The sequence below is a fragment of the Iodidimonas sp. SYSU 1G8 genome (genome assembly GCF_039655775.1).
Lineage (GTDB): Bacteria > Pseudomonadota > Alphaproteobacteria > SMXS01 > SMXS01 > RI-34.
In genome coordinates this window covers 892,780-908,207 of the sequence record NZ_JBBYXJ010000001.1, presented here as the reverse complement: position 1 = coordinate 908,207, position 15,428 = coordinate 892,780, and the positions used below count along the sequence as shown (strand labels likewise).

Below are 15,428 nucleotides of genomic sequence, written 5' to 3'. Positions count from 1 at the left end.
CCTTGCCCGCGACCTGTCGACCGGCTCCGGACAGCATAAGGCCGGCCCTGAGGCCGGCCTTCGCACGGTATTCGCTTGGTCTTAGAGCGACATCTTCTTGTGCTCGGTGACGTCGGGCTTCTGATCCTTGCGGCGCGCCTTCGCCATCTCCCACATGGTCTTGATCTTGCTGCTTTCGCCATCCCACAGTTCCGCGCTCGACGGCGTGATGGTGATCAGGGCCACCGTGCCGGGGCCACCGGGGAACCATGCTTCGGCGGTGGGATTCCACAGGTCCTTGATGATCGCCTGGTCCTGGCTCACGCCGGCCGTGCCGGACAGCGAAATGAAGTTCTTGTCCTTGGGGGCGATGAAGGCCAGGTTGATGTCCTGATCCGCCTGGATCTGATCGGCCATCGGCGCGCCCGCGTCGGCGAGGAAGTAAATCACGCCCGCGCTCTTGTCCACATAAGGGGACATGGGCCGTGAGCGCATGGTGCCGCCCTGATGGGTGGTGGCCATGCAGAAATGGAAATCGTCGATCAAATCCCAAAGTTCCTGTCGGTCGGACATCGTTCTCTCTCCTGATTCTTGGACCAGACCCTAACAGCCGGGGTGCCCGTGAAGTTCCGTCCTGGAACATTACAGAATTGACATTTTTACCCCTCTGGTTGAAACGTGTGAGAGACGAAGTCCGCTCGGCCTGCCTTTGATCGGCGGCGTCGGCGCGGCGACCGGCGACACCTTTGGGGGAAGGACGCCGGGAATGTCGGCGAGGCCTGTAGAAAAATGTGCCGCTCTGGACGGAGCCGGCATGATCTGGAGGCTTGTTCCCGCGGCGGCATCGCCCGCCTTGCCTCCCATCATGATCGAGATCCGGCATGGCGGCCTGACGTCGCATGGCCGCGCCCGACCGCGCGGCCTCAAGAGCCAAGAAGGGGGCGGCAAGGGGGACGGGGTCGGCGGACAATCGTGGGTTATTGACCGCGCGTGGCGGCCGCTTCCGTCTCCCCGGCTGCGATCACGGGGAAAAACATGAGCAAGAACATCGTCATCTTCTCGGACGGGACGGGCCAGGAAGGTGGCAGCGGCGTCAATACCAACGTCTACAAGCTCTTCAACATGGTGCTCGACCGTTCGCCGCAGCAGACCGCGTTCTACGACAAGGGGCTGGGCACCGGATCGCGCCGGCTGCTGGCGCAGGCCACCGGCTACGGCATCTCGCGGAACATCATCGACTGCTACCGCTTCCTGTTCGAAAACTATCAGGCGGGCGACCAGATATTCCTGTTCGGTTTCAGCAGGGGCGCCACCACCGTGCGCAGCCTGTCCGGAATGATCCATCTTTTCGGGATGCTGCCCCAGTCGCGCCCGGAACTGATCGACACCGCCTATGACATCTACAAGATCGAGGACCGCGACAGGCGCGTCGCGGCGGCGGAAAAATTCATCGCCCGCAATCACACCATGTGGGTGCGCATCAAGTTTCTCGGTGTCTGGGACACGGTCGCCGCGCTGGGCGTGCCGATCGGGCCACTGAACGCGGTCGTCAACGCCATGCCGTGGTTCCGGCACAAGTTCCATGACCTGAAGCTCAGCAGGAGCGTCGAGAACGCCTATCAGGCTCTGGCCATCGACGAGGAGCGCGAGACGTTTCACCCGGTCCTCTGGGACCCGCAGATCGAACCCTATCAGACCATGCGTCAGGTCTGGTTCTGCGGCGCCCACACGGATGTGGGCGGCGGCTATGCCGAACCGGGCCTGTCCGATATCGCGCTGCAGTGGATGGTGGACAACGCGGTGCGCCACGGACTGCTTCTGTATCCGAACCACCGGGTGACGCTGGACCCGCGGCCCGACGGCATGCTGCACGATTCCATGGCTAGTGGTGTTGCGCGCTTCTTTCGCCGCAAGGTCCGCTCCTGGCCGGTGCAGACCCACGGCAATCCCATCGTGCACCCCAGTGTCCTGGCGCGCACGATGGGCCGTGATAACAAACCCGCTCCGTCCAGATATGCGCCGTGGCTGCTCAGCGGCGGCTACACCTATGATCGGGACGGCGACTGATTTACGGCATCGGCTTGTGCTGGCGCTTGCCGGTCGCCATGCCGCTGGCGGCGTCGCGCGGCGACGTCACCGCGCAGGCGGACGTGTCGGTGATCTTCTTGCCGCTCGCGTCGGTGCAGGCCCCGGACGAGCAGACCGAAACGTCGGTGACCGGTTTGCCGGTGGCGTCCAGGCAGGTCGAGCTTGAACTGGAACTGGAACTCGAGCTGGACGAATGGACCGACGAAGAGGCATCCGCCGGGGCGGATATGCCGCTTCCCTGTCCGGCCATGGCCTGGCCGATCAGTACGAAGGCAACGGCCGCGACAGCCGCCGACTGGAAGAAAAATCCCTGTTTCATGATGTGTCTCTGGTTCAGAGTGCGCCCCCAAGACCAGAAGTAGGACGAATATTTCATACTCGCAATGAGTTATGAAAATTTGACTTCACACTGTTGTGAGGAAGCTGATTTTTTAAATAGTCCAAGAGGATGGTTTCATGGGGTTTCAGCCAATGGATGCGCGGGCGTCGTCGCAATCGGCGCACCTTTCGTCGGGATCGTGCAGAAAGATCAGCGAATCCGCCGCCAGCGCCTCGGAGACAACGGAGACGATATCTCGCGCCCGGGCCAGACGGGCATGGCCGTGCCCCACGAGACCTTCCGCCTGCAGGTTCCGCTGCCGCAGCCACTCATCAACCAGCGTGAAACGGTCGCAGCAGTGATCGTTCTCCCGATAGCCGATCCGGACCGGCACGCCGTCTTTCAGAACCGTGCAGTGCTTCGGCACGCCGTACGGGACGGATGCCAGCAACTCGGCGAGATGGATGGTCGTATCGCTGTCGTGCTCGACACCGAGCAACAGGACCTGCCCATCCAGTTCATGGACACGCCCCGCCGGGCTCTCCGGAATGTGGGGCGGCAATGGCAACGGGTCCCGCGTGATCGCGCCGGCGGCGGGACCGGCCGCCGCGAAGGCGAAGGCATGATGGCTGCGGCGCACGCCCGGCTGGCGCCAGAAAATATCGGCGACCACGCCCAGGTCAGGTGAAGCGGGCGTGCTCTCCGGGTCGAAGGGACTTTCATCGTCCCCGGTCCATGACGGCATCACCAGCGTGCCTTCGGAGCCGATGGCGTCGCGTAGCGCGGCGATCAGCCCCACCGGTCCGTCCTCGATCGGGCGGATGGCCCGGAACGAGGTATGGACGAGCAACACGCCGCCCTCCCGGACACCCAGCGCGCGGAGTTGGCCGGTCAGTTCGGCACGTCTGACAGGGCGCGGCGCCGGCGGCTCCCGCATCATCGATTATTCCTTTTCATCCATGCTCTGCGGCATCATGTAGTGGCCCTGAGCGGCGCCTCAAGCGCCGGAGACCGAGGAGACTGCCATGAGCGAGAAGATCACCAAGACCGAGGCCGAATGGCGGGCGATGCTGACGCCGATCCAGTACGCGGTAACCCGCCAGAAGGCGACGGAACGGCCCTATGCCAATGAATATGACGCGGTCTTCGCGCCGGGCGTCTATCGTTGCATCTGCTGCGGCGAGGAATTGTTCGAATCCGACGCCAAGTTTCAGTCCCATTGCGGCTGGCCGGCGTTCTCGGCGCCCATCGATGCCTCGAAAATCGACGAGGAAGTCGATCGCACCCACGGCATGGTTCGCGTCGAGGTGCTGTGCGCCAAATGCGACGCTCATCTCGGGCACGTTTTTCCCGATGGTCCTGGTCCCGACGGCCTCCGCTACTGCATCAATTCGGCCTCGCTGAAGCTTGAGCCCAAGGAGTAGGGGCGGGCGCCCTTACTCCCAGGCCATCGCCTCGCGCGCCGGCAACGGCCGCAGACGCGGATAGTACGGGCTGCGCAGCGGATCGCCCGGCTTCAGCTTGAGTTTCAACCCCGGCGTCAGCGGCACGGTCGGGCGGCTGTCCGGGCGTGTGGCGAACACGATATCGTCGCCATAGAGCCGCGCCGAAAGCGTGCGGCGCCGTCGTCCGTTGGTCGTGTGGCCGCCGCCATGCAGCACGCCCGGATGCAGCAGCACCACGTCGCCGGGCGTGATGTCGAAGGACACGATGTTCCACTTCTCGCGCTCTTCCTCGATATTCGGCAGGCGCGGCAGTTCCTTGCCGTAGAAGCCCTTCGTCGGGTCCACATGCGCGTCGGGCGGGCTGAAGCCGTCATACATGATCTGACGGTGCGAGCCGGGCACGAATTCCAGGCATTCTTCCTTGGGAATCGGGTCCAGCGTGATCCACATCGACGCGATCTGCTCGCCGCCGACCGGCCAGTAAGGCATGTCCTGGTGCCACGGCGTCTTGCGGCAGAAACCGCCTTCCTTGACGAAGACGTGGTCGAACAGCAGCCAGACATTTTCCGAGCCGATCAGCTTCCCGATCATGTCGGCGATGGGGCTGTCATAGAGCAGCCGCTGGAATTCCGGCGTCACGGCGAAGTGCCGGACCATGTCCTTGAACTCGCCCGGCATGTCCTTGAAGAAGGTCTGGATGTTCGGGCTGCCGCTCGCCAGGATGCGCTGGATGCCGTAGTCGATCAGCGTCAGCCATTCCGGATGGATCGCCTGCGGCAGATAGACGACGCCGTCCCGCCTGTACTGCTCGATCACCGCGGGCGTGATCAGTCCCAGCGGATCGTCCCATCCCTTGGCGCCCGTCGGCGTGTCGATCTCGGCCAGTTGCATCCCCAATCTCCCCATTGGTACGGATGGGAAAACCGTAGCGCGGTTTTCAGGCCGGGGAAACCATCCTAAGTGCCCGCGGCGGGATGCACCGACAGAAGTTTGGTGCCGTAGAGCGCGCCCAGTGCGGCGACGACGAACACCAGCACCTCGCCGCCATGGGCCGGCAGCGCGAAGCCGATCAGGTTGATGCCCAGGACATAAAGGCCGACGACCACGGCCGCGCTCAGCACCGCGATGCCGAGCGATTTGACCAGCGTGGCCGTGCTGCGTGACCGTGTTCGCTTGCGCAGCAGCCCGCCGACGATGCCGCCGATCAGCGCCGCGCCCAGGAACCGCCAGGGAAAGACATAGACGATGCTCGCCGTCGCGCCGTCCAGCCCCGCGCCTCGGATCGAGATCGTGCCGCTCCCCACGGATTCGGAACGGATCGACACCTGGGCCAGCCCACCCGGATCGAGCGTCGTCTGCGTCGCCGAGAGGCGCCCCAGCGTGCTCGACAATTGCAGCCGGTTGTCGCGCGCGGCCTCGAACCCCTGCGCGCTGACCAGCACATCCGCCGTCTCCAGACCCCAGCCCTGGATCCTGGCCGGACTCACCGAGACCCCGAGGGATGGGCGGACCGTCAACACCAGCTCCTCTCCTGCCGGTGCGACGTTGGAGACCACGGTGATCTTCACGGCGGCGTCGGGCGCGTCGGCCTGCACCCTGATTTCCCTGTAGGGTGGCGCGGTCTGCGTCGCGCTGACCGTATCGGGATCGGCGCTGACCGGACCGATGACCTGGAAGGCAATCGGGGCGGACAAGGTCCGGGCCACCGTGCCGCCGACTTCGATCACGCCCACGCTGACGCCACCCTCGAATTTGCCGGTGGCCGGGTTGAGACGCAGCGGCGCGCGCGGAAAGGCGACTGCCTTGAGGATCAGTTCCTGGGCGTTGTCATCGACCGTCTGCACCACGCCCTCGAATACGGCGGCATCGGCGCGCAGGGCGGCGGGAATAGCCGCCTGCGCAAGTGCCTTGGTCTTGATCTCGTCCTCCCGCCCCAGCCTGACGAACCGGGCGTCTCCCAGCTGCAGCGGCTGCAACGCCGGCACCGGCGCGGTGGGAATCTCCTGCGTGGCTGGCGTTTGCGTCAGATCCACCGGCGTCGCCTGGCTGCGCACGATCCGCAGGCGCAGATCGCGCAGGGCGGCGGGCGATCGCGCCAATTCCGGCGATACGGCCAGATCGGCCGGACGCCGCATACGTTCCGGTTCCTGGGCGTGCGGCGTCCCGGCGGCGAGAACGGTCGCGCTCCAGAACAGCACGCCTCCCGTGAGCAACTGCTTCCACCTGGCCCGCATGGCATTTCCCCCGCCGCGACGACAATAGCTGTCGCGCCGGTAAGTTTCGGGCCGGATTCAGGCGGGATTGTGGCCGGACGCCCGGGATGGTCTATGATGGCGCCGACATCAGCCGGAAGAGACCATGCCCGACCTACGCCCGTTCCATCTCGCCTTTCCCGTTCACGACCTGGCCGCGGCGCGGGCGTTCTACGGCGATCTCCTGGGCTGCCCGGAAGGACGCAGCGCCGACACGTGGGTGGACTTCAACCTATACGGTCACCAGATCGTGGCCCATCTGTCCCCGGGTCTCGACACGTCGCGGCGCGCCCACGGCAACGTGGTGGATGGCGACGACGTGCCGGTGCCGCATTTTGGCGTCGTCCTGGAGCGGGGGGATTGGGATGCCTTGGCCTCGCGCCTCACCGCCGCCGGACTGTCATTCATCATCCAGCCCCATGTCCGCTTCGTCGGCGAGCCGGGCGAACAGGCGACCATGTTCTTTGTCGATCCATCGGGCAATGCCCTGGAGTTCAAGGCCTTCGCCAGCCTGGAAAGTCTGTTCGCGCGTTAAAGGACCATCAGATGCGTAGCTCGGCGGACTGCCGGAAGGGCGGACGCGCTGGCAGGACGTCTTCGCGCAATGCATGCTGCTTGCCCCAGAACAGATCGGCGCTCACCGCCGAGACCGCGCCGAGCCACTCATCGGCCCGCGTGCAGACGTCGGACTCGGTCTTGCCGTCGCGGCACGCCGTGACCCCGCCATCCGGCGTCAGCACGATGTTGAGACCGGGAAGCGGGCGCACCACCATGTCCTCGGGCATGCGGGTCAGATCCATCACCGACGGGTCCTGTTCATCGAGCAGCGAGAGCACGATGCTCGGCAGCCGGAAGAGCGGAACCGTGCCCAGCTCGAGCGGGCCTTTCTTACCGTCGATGATGATCAGCGGCGTCGAATACTGATCACGGAACATGCGGTCGTCGAACTGGTCACGGCTCGAGGCCAGGACCTTGGACTGGGCATAGGCGTCGAAATTGCCGCCCAGGAAAGGCAGGTGATCGCCGAACATCACGATCAGCGAGTCCGGATCGCGCGCCCGCAGCTCCTTCAGGAAAGCCATCAGTTCATGGGACTTGTAATAGACCGTGTTGGCGTAGCGCTCGACCACTGGATCGACGTTCTCGCCCCGCACCTTCACCACGGTCGGACGGCTCTCGTTCAGCGGATACTCGAGATGGCCGAAGAAGGTCAGGATGTAATTGAAGGTCGGCGTACCGGTCTCCAGCAGGGCGTCGATCTTGCCCAGCACCTGCGTGTAGAGCGAGGCATCGCCGAGGAACTCGCCATTCATGTCGTCCAGCGCGAAATCCTTGGACGACCAGTACAGGTTGAAACCGGCGCGGTCATAGGCGTTCACGCGGTTCCAGAACGCGGCGATGTTCGGGTGCGACACCAGCGTGGTGTAGCCCGCCTGTTGCAGGGTCCGCGGCAGGCACGGGGACGGGTTGCGCAGACGGCCCTCGAAGAACACCCAGTCCTGGGTGACGGGGAAGCCGCACAGCGCCTCGAATTCCGAATTCGCGGTATAGCCGCCGAACACCGGCACCAGCGCACGGGAATTGCCTGCCTTGTTCCACAGCGCGCGGAAATCCTTGTCGAACGGATCGCGCGAGAATTTGGCTTCCTTCAGAACAGACGGGTCCCAGAACGACTCCAGCAGGATCACATGCACGTTGCGCTTCGGCTGCCGTGGGTTCTCGATGATCGCCAGGTCGGTCTCGGCCGGCACCGTCAGGGCCGCCAGATGCCGCGTCGGGCGCAGAAGCTCCGCCGCGGCGGCGACCGTCGCCCGGTCGGGAACGCCGTCGACTCGCGCCGCGTAGCGCGCGCTTTCCTGGACCAGATGCACCATGGGGCCGCGCGACAGGTAATTGCCGTGCTGGTTCCACACCACGTTGCCGAACGTCTCGTCCATCGCCGTCACGACGGGCTTGGGCTGCCAGAAAATTCCGGCGACGATGGCGGCCAGCGCGCCTGCCGCGATACGGCCGCGCCACGGGCGCAAATTGACGGCCATGGCGATGGCGCCGGCCATCAACAGCAGGAAGCCGACGGCCAGCACGAGCTGCCAGCCGGACAGCAGCAGCAGGAGCGACCGCAGCGCCAGCACGTCGTCGGGCATCATCGGCCCGCCGAGAACGGAAATCTTGATGGCGTTGCCGATGTGCAGCAGCACCATGATGACGCTCATCAGCACCAGGAAAGTCCAGCGATTGCGTGCCATGGCGAGCAGCAGGACGCCGAGCACCATATGGAAGCCGAGATCCGCATAGACCGCGCCAGGCCGCAGCTCGGTTCCCAGGAAATGGGACGCGGCGAACTGGAGCGCGAAATAGAGCGCGACAACCGCCGCGAGGGGCGCAATCCAGTTCAGCAACAGTGGCTTGAGACGATCCATCGCTACAGACCTATTCCCGTGGAAGTCGTGTCGTTCAACGCTCTGTCACCGTCGCGCCTTCACAGACATGTAACAGAAACGTCATAGTGGCAACAGCATCTGAACGGTGTCTGAACGTCCCTCCGGCGCGGGCGTCGCCGGCGCGGTGGGGCCAACCCCGTCATCGGCGAAAATCTTTGTGATACGCAGCACTTAGCGCTGGACGTCGCCGCCGGGTCGGCAATACTTACGCCATCGTTATTTGTCATCCGGCGCGGTACGCCAACGGCGTCTTCACGCCCGGGCAATATGATTCGTTCCGGCCCCGATGTTCCGCCGGCCGGGCATTGACAGGTGATCCGAATGGACGTGCAACTCACCGAAGAACGCATCATGGTGCTGACCGATCAGTTCACCATGGATCACGCGGAAGGCCGCGCCGCCACAAAGCGGATCGACGCGTTCGGCACCATGGCCAAGGTCGCGGGCTTTCTCTCCAAGCCCAAGGAAAACGAATTCGAGCTGATCTACCGGGAACGGCGCCTGCAGCCCTTCTGGCATGTGACCTGCGACGCGGTCTTCGCCTACGAGCGGCAGCGCAACCATACGCTTCATCTCGCCCCTGAAGTTCACCAGATCGCCATCTGCAACGAAGTGCGCGCCGTCACCGGCCAGCAGGTGAGCGTGTCCGTGCTCGAATCCTGCCGCGAGGACGTGCACCGGGACATGACGTTCGACGCACTGAACGGGCAGGTGGCGCCCGATCTGGCGGGACGGTTGCAGTATGCCTCCGAACAGGTGACCGACGAGCGCATGGCGACCATCACCCAGGAAGGCACCGTCGTCGTGCCGCCGCACGCCACCTCTTCCGTGGTGGTCCGTCAGGTCATCACCGGGCTGATGAACAAGATCGAGGCCGACCGTGTCATTGAGGAATCGGTGGTGTTCACCGCTGTCGATCTCTATTACCGCCCGGTCTACGCGTTCCGATACCGCCGCCAGAACAAGGAAGCGGTGGTGGAACTGGACGGTCTGACCGGCGAGGTGCGGGCAGGCGGTTCGACCTTCGAGACCTATCTGGGAAAGATGCTCGACACGCGCTTCCTGCTCGATGCCGGCGTGGAAGCGGCCGATCTGCTGATCCCCGGCGTCAACCTGGCGCGGATCGTCGTCGGCAAGGGGCTCGAGATGCGTAAGAAGAAGCCATGACCACCGGGGCACGGCTCGACGGGAAAGTCGTACTGGTCACGGGCGCGGCGCGCGGTATCGGCGCGGCCATCGCCGCCGCCATGGTCCGCGAGGGCGCGTCCGTCGTGCTGACCGACATCCGCGAGGATGCGGGCCGCGACACGGCCGCCGCGCTGGGCCCGAACGCCCTGTTCGTACGACACGACGTAACCTCCGAAGCGGGCTGGACGGACGTTCTCGACAAGGCCGCCGACCGGTTCGGCGGCGTCGACGTACTGGTCAACAATGCGGGCCTGTTCCTCGGCAAGCCCCTGGCGGAAACCAGTGTCGAGGAGATGAACCGCATGCTGGCCGTCAACGTCACCGGCCTGATGCTGGGCTGTAAGCTGACGATCCCGTCCATCGCGGCCCGCGCGCATCGTTGGGACGGCGGCGGCGCCATCGTCAACCTGTCCTCGGTCGCCGGCCTCATCGGCGCCTCCTTCCAGACCGTCTACAGCATGACCAAGGGCGCCGTGCGGCTGTTCTCCAAGTCGCTGGCCATGGAATGCGCCGACCTCAAACAGAACATCCGGGTCAATTCCATCCATCCCGGCGTGATCGATACCGACATGGCCGCCGATGTGGCGCGCGGCCAGATGGACGCCCGCGGCATGGACGCGGACAAGGTCCGCCGTTTCCTGATCGGCGGTCATCCGCTGGGGCGTCTCGGTACCGCCAAGGACATCGCCGATGCCGCCGTGTTCCTCGCATCCTCCGAAAGTGCCTTTATGACCGGCACCGAACTGGTTGTGGATGGCGGCATGACCGCCCGCTGATCGTCAGGCCGCCGGCGCCAGCAGGCGGGTCTCCGGCGTGATTTGCTTCGGCGGCACCGCCGTGTGCTCCGACAGGACCGCCACCAGCGCCCGCCAGATCGCCCGTCCGTCGGCGGCGGCGCCGTCGCCGCGCAGCTTGGCGTAATTGAGCCCGGCGGCTTTTTCGGCGAGGTCCCCGACCGTCCGGCAGCCCGAGGGAAACCGTCCGGGATCGAACAGCGGCAGCACCGCCGCCAGGCTCAGCGACAGGAAAGCGTAGCCGATGGCGGACGGGAAGGGCGGAATGCCGAACCCGAAGCCGATGGTGGCCAGCAGGCACGCGATCACCGCGCCCCAGCCTAGCCATGATCCGTCATGGTCGGGCAGGCGCAGCAGCGACCGTTCCGACACCAGCTTCAGGAAACGCCGCACCTGAAAGCGCTCCAGCCGGGACAGCCGCGTCGATGGGGTGATCTCTTCCTCGGGTGTCAGCGTCAGCATGGCGCGGCGCAGGTAATAGAACGCGATGGCCGTCGCGCTGGCCCGGCCTTCGTCCCGGGCCGGATCCATGCGATAGACCAGCGAGCGATAGATATCGCCGACGAAGTACCAGTTCTGCGTCTCCTCGTACGGCAGATGAATGCCGAAGGACGCCTGCAGGTTCTGGACCAGCGCGGCGTCGGCGAAAGCGCCGTCCAGCGCCAGACTGTTGGCCGCGCCGTTCATGGTCAGTTGCGCGCGCTCATCCCGCCATCGACCGTGTAGATCGCGCCCGTCGTGTAGCCGGCGCGGTCCGAGGCGAGGAAGGTCATCAGGTCCGCGATCTCGCGCGGCTTCGCGGCGCGCCCCTGCGGCATCTGCGCGGTCAGCTCGCGCCAGCGGGACTCGTCGCCCCACTTGGCCTGGGCCTGTTCCTTCAGCCGGTTGATCATGCGGTCGGTTTCCACCGGTCCCGGGTTGATGCCGACGACGCGGATATTGTCGTTCAACAGGCTGCGCCCGCCGAGCGCGCGGGTGAAGGCCATCAGCGCCGCATTGCCGGCCGATCCGGTGATATAGTTGAAGTCGAATCGCTCGCCGGCCGCGCCGATGTCGTTGATGATCACGCCATGGCCGCGCGCCTTCATCCGCTCGTAGATCGCCCGGGTCAGGATGATGTAGCCGAACACTTTCAGCTCCCACGCATACCGCCAGCGCGCTTCGTCCATCTGCGCCAGCGTGCCTTGCGGAATGTCACCCGCATTGTTCACCAGCACGTCGATATCCGCGCAGGCGATGGCCAGCCGGTCGATATGATCGCTCTCGCGCAAATCCACCACATGGACCGTCACGGCGATGCCATGCGCCGCACGCAGCCGCGCGGCGTGCTCGTTCAGCGCCGCCTCGTTGCGCGCGGCGAGATGCAGGTCGCAGCCCTCTTCCGCGAAAGCTTCGGCCGCAGCCAGGCCGATGCCCTTCGATGCGCCCGTGATCAGCACGCTTTTGCCCCGAAGGTTCAGATCCATGCGCTTGCTCCCGACAATGATGCCGCACACGGTAATCCAGTCGGGCCGCGTGTGGAAAGATCAGTTGGAGGCGGGATAGGACTTGATCAGCCGCCGCTGTTTCAGATGCGCGCGGACCAGCGCGCGCCAGCCAATAGGCCGATGGCCCCGGCGCCGCATCTCCGCGCCCAGCGCGAACAGGTCGCGCTGCTTGGCGAAGACGCCGCGAAACGTGTCGAGGAACGCGTATTTCGGGTCCCAGAACTGGATGGCCTCCGCGCCCGCGCCGTTGACCTCCAGAATGGTGAAGCGCCCTTGCCGAAGCGCCTCCACCGACGCGAATTTCACATCGAACCGGCCATAGTGAAACCCCGCCATCGAGCGGCTCAGGGCATCCACCGCGTCCTCGAGCGCCTGGGTGATCAGCGCGTCGCCATCCTTGTAGCGTCCGCCCGCCCGGATCGAGGCGATGCTTGCCAGAGGCACCCGCTCTCCCGCCGCGGGAACATGCTCGAGCACGTCCTCACTTAGACTATTCCGATAGATGCGGGCGTTCCGCCTCATGCGCGGGTCCGCAACGATCAGCGCCTCGACCGTCGCGGCGCCATCCCCCGTCACCTGTGGCAGGTGTCGGATCGTCAGCGCGGCGACCCGGCCTCGGGCGTCGCCCGGCCGCCGTACATACAGCAATGCCGCCTCGTGCGGCGCGTCGATGAAACGCTGCAGCATAAAGGCGTGCCCGGCCGGAAACGCCCCCGCATAGCGTGAAAGCGCCTCGGCATCGGCGATCCGGCGCACGCCATATCCGCACCAGCCGATATCCGGCTTGGCGATCACGGGATAGGGAAGACCGGCCCGCTCGCGTGCGTGCTCGGGATCTTCGCCGGGGTGCACGAGAATGGTCGGCGCGAGCCAGTCATGGAATTCGGGAGCGATCAGCGCGAGACAGCTCATCTTGGACTCGCCGACGAGGCCGCCGGTCTCGATCCCCGGATTGACCGCCGAAGGCAAGGTGACGCTGCCATACTTCAGGCCAAGCCACAGCCACTGCAGGGTGATGGGCGTGAAGAGCGCCCATTTCGGCAGTATTTCGACCGGCGCCGCCACCCGTTCCGCCCGGCCACGGCCGTGCCATCCGCTCAACGTAGCGCTGAGTCTCGCAACGGTCACGGCCATGGACGTGCTCTCGGCTTAGGGTTCAGCGAGCAGGCAGAATTTCGTAGTGGATCGGCTTGAACGCGTAATTGTTCGATTGCTCGGCCGAGCATGCCGTCAGGCCGATGATCAGGTCCATGCGCGCCTCGATGATCAGGTGATCGCCCGCCCGGCTGAGCGGCGGCTCGACCGTCAGCGCGCCGGTCTTGCCGTCGACGGGCACGTTCATGAACACGTTGAAGGCGGTCGGGATGTCGTCGGGTTGGATGCCATAAGGCTCGAGCGCCGCCGCCAGATTGCCGAAACAGCCGCGATGCGGATGCTCGTGGCCATAGATGATCCGGAATGTGTCCGCCGAACAGGGCGTCAGCAGGAAGTCATGGCGGCCGACCGTATCCTCGACGATGTCGAAAAGAATGCGGCTGCGGTTGGAATAGACCGGATCGCCCGTGCTGAGGAAGATCTTGCTGAGATAATCGAACGTCCTACCGTTCGACAGCATCTCCTGCGTATCGTGCCGGTTGAACGCAACGAGATCGGCGACCTGCTCGCCCTGCGGGTCGATGACCCGAAGACGCTCTCCGGCCGCCAGTTCGAAAGCCGTTCCGCTGCGGGGAGGAATGTTGTTGGTCATGCGCCCAGCCTACACGGGATCGAACGGACAGCGCCAATCATCGCTGACCCGCCGCCCGCTATACTGCCGCGCTTCGCTGCTCGTGCCGTGTTCCGCCAGCATGGGATTGGCGACGCCGTCCAGTTCGCGGTCCCGGTCGATGATCCGGTCGCGGATGCGCTCGTACCGGCCATCCTCGCGAAGCGCCGTGAACTGGTCGTGGGCATTGAAGATGATCGTCGGATGGGCGAAGCGCCGGGCCGTGCGGCTGGCATGCGGGTGCAGTCCGACCACGAAAAACGCCTGCGAGCCGACACTGAATCCGAAGTGCGGCGACGCCGGATCGCTGCTCACGTCCTCGCTCCAGGAATACCGCGGCGCGTCGAGCCGGTTCAGCGCGGCCAGCCTGCGCCACAGCGCTGCCTCGAACTGCTTCTCCGTCAGATCGCCCGGCCCCTCGAAGATCAGGGCAAAGCTGGAGAACAGCTTCGGGTCGGACCTATAGCCGGCGATAAACCGGTACAAGGCCCGCAGAATTCGACCGTCATCCGCGCCATCCAGCAGGCTGCCGGCCTCGACGGTGGTGATCTGCTGCTTTGACAGCGCGGATTTCGCGCCGACGCAGGGAAACTGCGCCTGTTCGATGAAATCGCCCAGTTTACGGGCAAGGGTCAACGGTCTCGAGAGCGTGCTCAAGTCGGCCTCTTGGGATGATCGATGTGCGGTGGGAACGCCGCTCAAGCCTGCTTTGTTCCGATGGACTTGATGTCCGGCCCGTCGCGGCGGACGCGCCGTGTTGCGGAGCGCGGCCGAAGAAATATCTCTTTCCGAAGCATGGCGGAACGAACCGCCGGCCAAAAGGGAACCGGGCGATGACCGTGATCGGGGTGCTGTTGCTGGCGTTGGTGGTCGTCGTCGGCGTCGCCGCGCTGGTTGTTCACCGTCTTGACGGCCCCAGCAAGCTGCGGCTCCGGGACGCCGCCAATAATGTCTTCGCGCGCGCCGAGGACGCCGGCAAGATCTGCCGTCTTCCGGCCTTCGTTCATGATTACCACGGCGACTACCCGGCGCTGCGCGCTGTCGAGGCGGCCTATCCCGATATCCGCCGCGAAGTCCTCGACCTGCTCCAGATCAAGGACCGGATCATGGACATCAAGGATCTGGGCGGCAATTACACCGCGGGCGGCATTCACACCATCCAGTGGAAAAGCTTCGTGCTGAAAGCGGGGCTGTTCGTCGACGAGAATTGCCGCCGCGCCCCGAAGACGGCCGAGGCGCTGCGCCAGGTCCCCGGCCTCTACACCGCGTTCTTCTCCATCCTCGACCCGCACCAGTACATCACGCCCCATTACGGCTACTGGAAGGGCTTCGTCCGTTATCACCTTGCCGTCTTCGTGCCCGACGACAACCGGGACAATGCCTGCTGGCTGCGCATCAACGCCGATCCGGCCGACAACGCGACCGGCGACAAGTCGCTGGTGGAACGCGGCGAGAAATATTTCTGGAAGAACGGGCAGGGCGTCATGTTCGACGACGCCTTCCTGCACGATGCCGCGAATGGCTCCGGTCAGGTCCGGGTCGTCATGTGGCTCGACATCATGCGCCGCATGCCGCTGCATCTGCGGCTGTTCAACCGCTTCTGCCTGCTGTTCTTCCAGCTCGATCCATCGATCCGCCGCATCCGCAAGAACGCCGTCACCATTGGCTGA

The 15,428-nt window shown here is 65.1% G+C and carries 17 protein-coding genes; 6 read left to right on the top strand and 11 right to left on the bottom strand.

The window, feature by feature from the left end; genetic code table 11:
* Positions 1–81 precede the first annotated feature (81 nt).
* The gene (locus WJU17_RS04455) at positions 82–552 is read right to left on the bottom strand and encodes a pyridoxamine 5'-phosphate oxidase family protein (RefSeq protein WP_346326133.1); all 471 of its coding nucleotides are present in this window, start codon (positions 550–552) and stop codon (positions 82–84) included.
* Between the two features lie 462 nt (positions 553–1,014).
* Here WJU17_RS04455 and WJU17_RS04450 point away from each other — a divergent pair, with 462 nt between their 5' ends.
* Positions 1,015–2,046: a DUF2235 domain-containing protein gene (locus WJU17_RS04450; protein ID WP_346326132.1), complete on the top strand. Its 1,032-nt coding sequence runs from the start codon at positions 1,015–1,017 to the stop codon at positions 2,044–2,046.
* 1 nt (position 2,047) lies between these two features.
* Here the strand turns inward: WJU17_RS04450 and WJU17_RS04445 are convergent, their stop codons facing one another.
* Entirely contained in the window at positions 2,048–2,386 is a 339-nt protein-coding gene (locus WJU17_RS04445) for a hypothetical protein (protein WP_346326131.1), read from the bottom strand.
* Between the two features lie 145 nt (positions 2,387–2,531).
* Positions 2,532–3,326: an AAC(3)-IV family aminoglycoside N-acetyltransferase gene (aac(3)-IV, locus tag WJU17_RS04440; RefSeq protein ID WP_346326130.1), complete on the bottom strand. Its 795-nt coding sequence runs from the start codon at positions 3,324–3,326 to the stop codon at positions 2,532–2,534.
* An 85-nt stretch (positions 3,327–3,411) separates the two neighbouring features.
* On the opposite strand from aac(3)-IV, the gene msrB reads away from it, so the two are divergent.
* Positions 3,412–3,810 carry a peptide-methionine (R)-S-oxide reductase MsrB gene (gene msrB / locus WJU17_RS04435; protein WP_346326129.1) on the top strand — a complete coding sequence of 133 codons (399 nt, stop codon included), beginning with the start codon at positions 3,412–3,414 and terminating at the stop codon, positions 3,808–3,810.
* 12 nt (positions 3,811–3,822) lie between these two features.
* Here the strand turns inward: msrB and WJU17_RS04430 are convergent, their stop codons facing one another.
* Together WJU17_RS04430 and WJU17_RS04425 are read right to left on the bottom strand one after the other, a co-directional pair.
* Positions 3,823–4,722: a phytanoyl-CoA dioxygenase family protein gene (locus tag WJU17_RS04430; protein WP_346326128.1), complete on the bottom strand. Its 900-nt coding sequence runs from the start codon at positions 4,720–4,722 to the stop codon at positions 3,823–3,825.
* 65 nt (positions 4,723–4,787) lie between these two features.
* Positions 4,788–6,065, bottom strand: a complete 1,278-nt coding sequence (locus WJU17_RS04425) for a hypothetical protein (RefSeq protein ID WP_346326127.1) — start codon at positions 6,063–6,065, stop codon at positions 4,788–4,790.
* Between the two features lie 124 nt (positions 6,066–6,189).
* On the opposite strand from WJU17_RS04425, the gene WJU17_RS04420 reads away from it, so the two are divergent.
* A complete protein-coding gene (locus tag WJU17_RS04420; RefSeq protein ID WP_346326126.1) occupies positions 6,190–6,618 on the top strand; it encodes a VOC family protein in 429 nt (142 codons plus the stop codon).
* A 7-nt stretch (positions 6,619–6,625) separates the two neighbouring features.
* Here the strand turns inward: WJU17_RS04420 and WJU17_RS04415 are convergent, their stop codons facing one another.
* Complete coding sequence (locus tag WJU17_RS04415; RefSeq protein ID WP_346326125.1) at positions 6,626–8,503, bottom strand: LTA synthase family protein; 1,878 nt, start codon at positions 8,501–8,503, stop codon at positions 6,626–6,628.
* A gap of 342 nt (positions 8,504–8,845) precedes the next feature.
* Between WJU17_RS04415 and WJU17_RS04410 the strand changes: the two genes are divergently transcribed.
* Together WJU17_RS04410 and WJU17_RS04405 are read left to right on the top strand one after the other, a co-directional pair.
* Positions 8,846–9,691, top strand: coding sequence for a hypothetical protein (locus tag WJU17_RS04410; protein WP_346326124.1), 846 nt, complete (start codon positions 8,846–8,848; stop codon positions 9,689–9,691).
* The gene (locus WJU17_RS04405) at positions 9,688–10,488 is read left to right on the top strand and encodes a glucose 1-dehydrogenase (protein ID WP_346326123.1); all 801 of its coding nucleotides are present in this window, start codon (positions 9,688–9,690) and stop codon (positions 10,486–10,488) included. Before WJU17_RS04410 ends, WJU17_RS04405 begins: the two co-directional genes overlap by 4 nt.
* Before the next feature lie 3 nt (positions 10,489–10,491).
* On the opposite strand, the gene WJU17_RS04400 is transcribed toward WJU17_RS04405, so the two are convergent.
* The 5 genes from WJU17_RS04400 to gntA are packed head-to-tail and all read right to left on the bottom strand — an operon-like array spanning position 10,492 to position 14,415.
* Positions 10,492–11,193, bottom strand: coding sequence for a hypothetical protein (locus tag WJU17_RS04400; protein ID WP_346326122.1), 702 nt, complete (start codon positions 11,191–11,193; stop codon positions 10,492–10,494).
* Between the two features lie 2 nt (positions 11,194–11,195).
* Complete coding sequence (locus WJU17_RS04395; RefSeq protein ID WP_346326121.1) at positions 11,196–11,972, bottom strand: SDR family oxidoreductase; 777 nt, start codon at positions 11,970–11,972, stop codon at positions 11,196–11,198.
* A gap of 60 nt (positions 11,973–12,032) precedes the next feature.
* The gene (locus tag WJU17_RS04390; protein ID WP_346326120.1) at positions 12,033–13,127 is read right to left on the bottom strand and encodes a hypothetical protein; all 1,095 of its coding nucleotides are present in this window, start codon (positions 13,125–13,127) and stop codon (positions 12,033–12,035) included.
* 22 nt (positions 13,128–13,149) lie between these two features.
* Complete coding sequence (locus tag WJU17_RS04385) at positions 13,150–13,740, bottom strand: urea carboxylase-associated family protein (protein ID WP_346326119.1); 591 nt, start codon at positions 13,738–13,740, stop codon at positions 13,150–13,152.
* 9 nt (positions 13,741–13,749) lie between these two features.
* Positions 13,750–14,415 carry a guanitoxin biosynthesis heme-dependent pre-guanitoxin N-hydroxylase GntA gene (gene gntA / locus WJU17_RS04380; protein ID WP_346326118.1) on the bottom strand — a complete coding sequence of 222 codons (666 nt, stop codon included), beginning with the start codon at positions 14,413–14,415 and terminating at the stop codon, positions 13,750–13,752.
* Between the two features lie 176 nt (positions 14,416–14,591).
* Between gntA and WJU17_RS04375 the strand changes: the two genes are divergently transcribed.
* A complete protein-coding gene (locus tag WJU17_RS04375; RefSeq protein WP_346326117.1) occupies positions 14,592–15,428 on the top strand; it encodes an aspartyl/asparaginyl beta-hydroxylase domain-containing protein in 837 nt (278 codons plus the stop codon).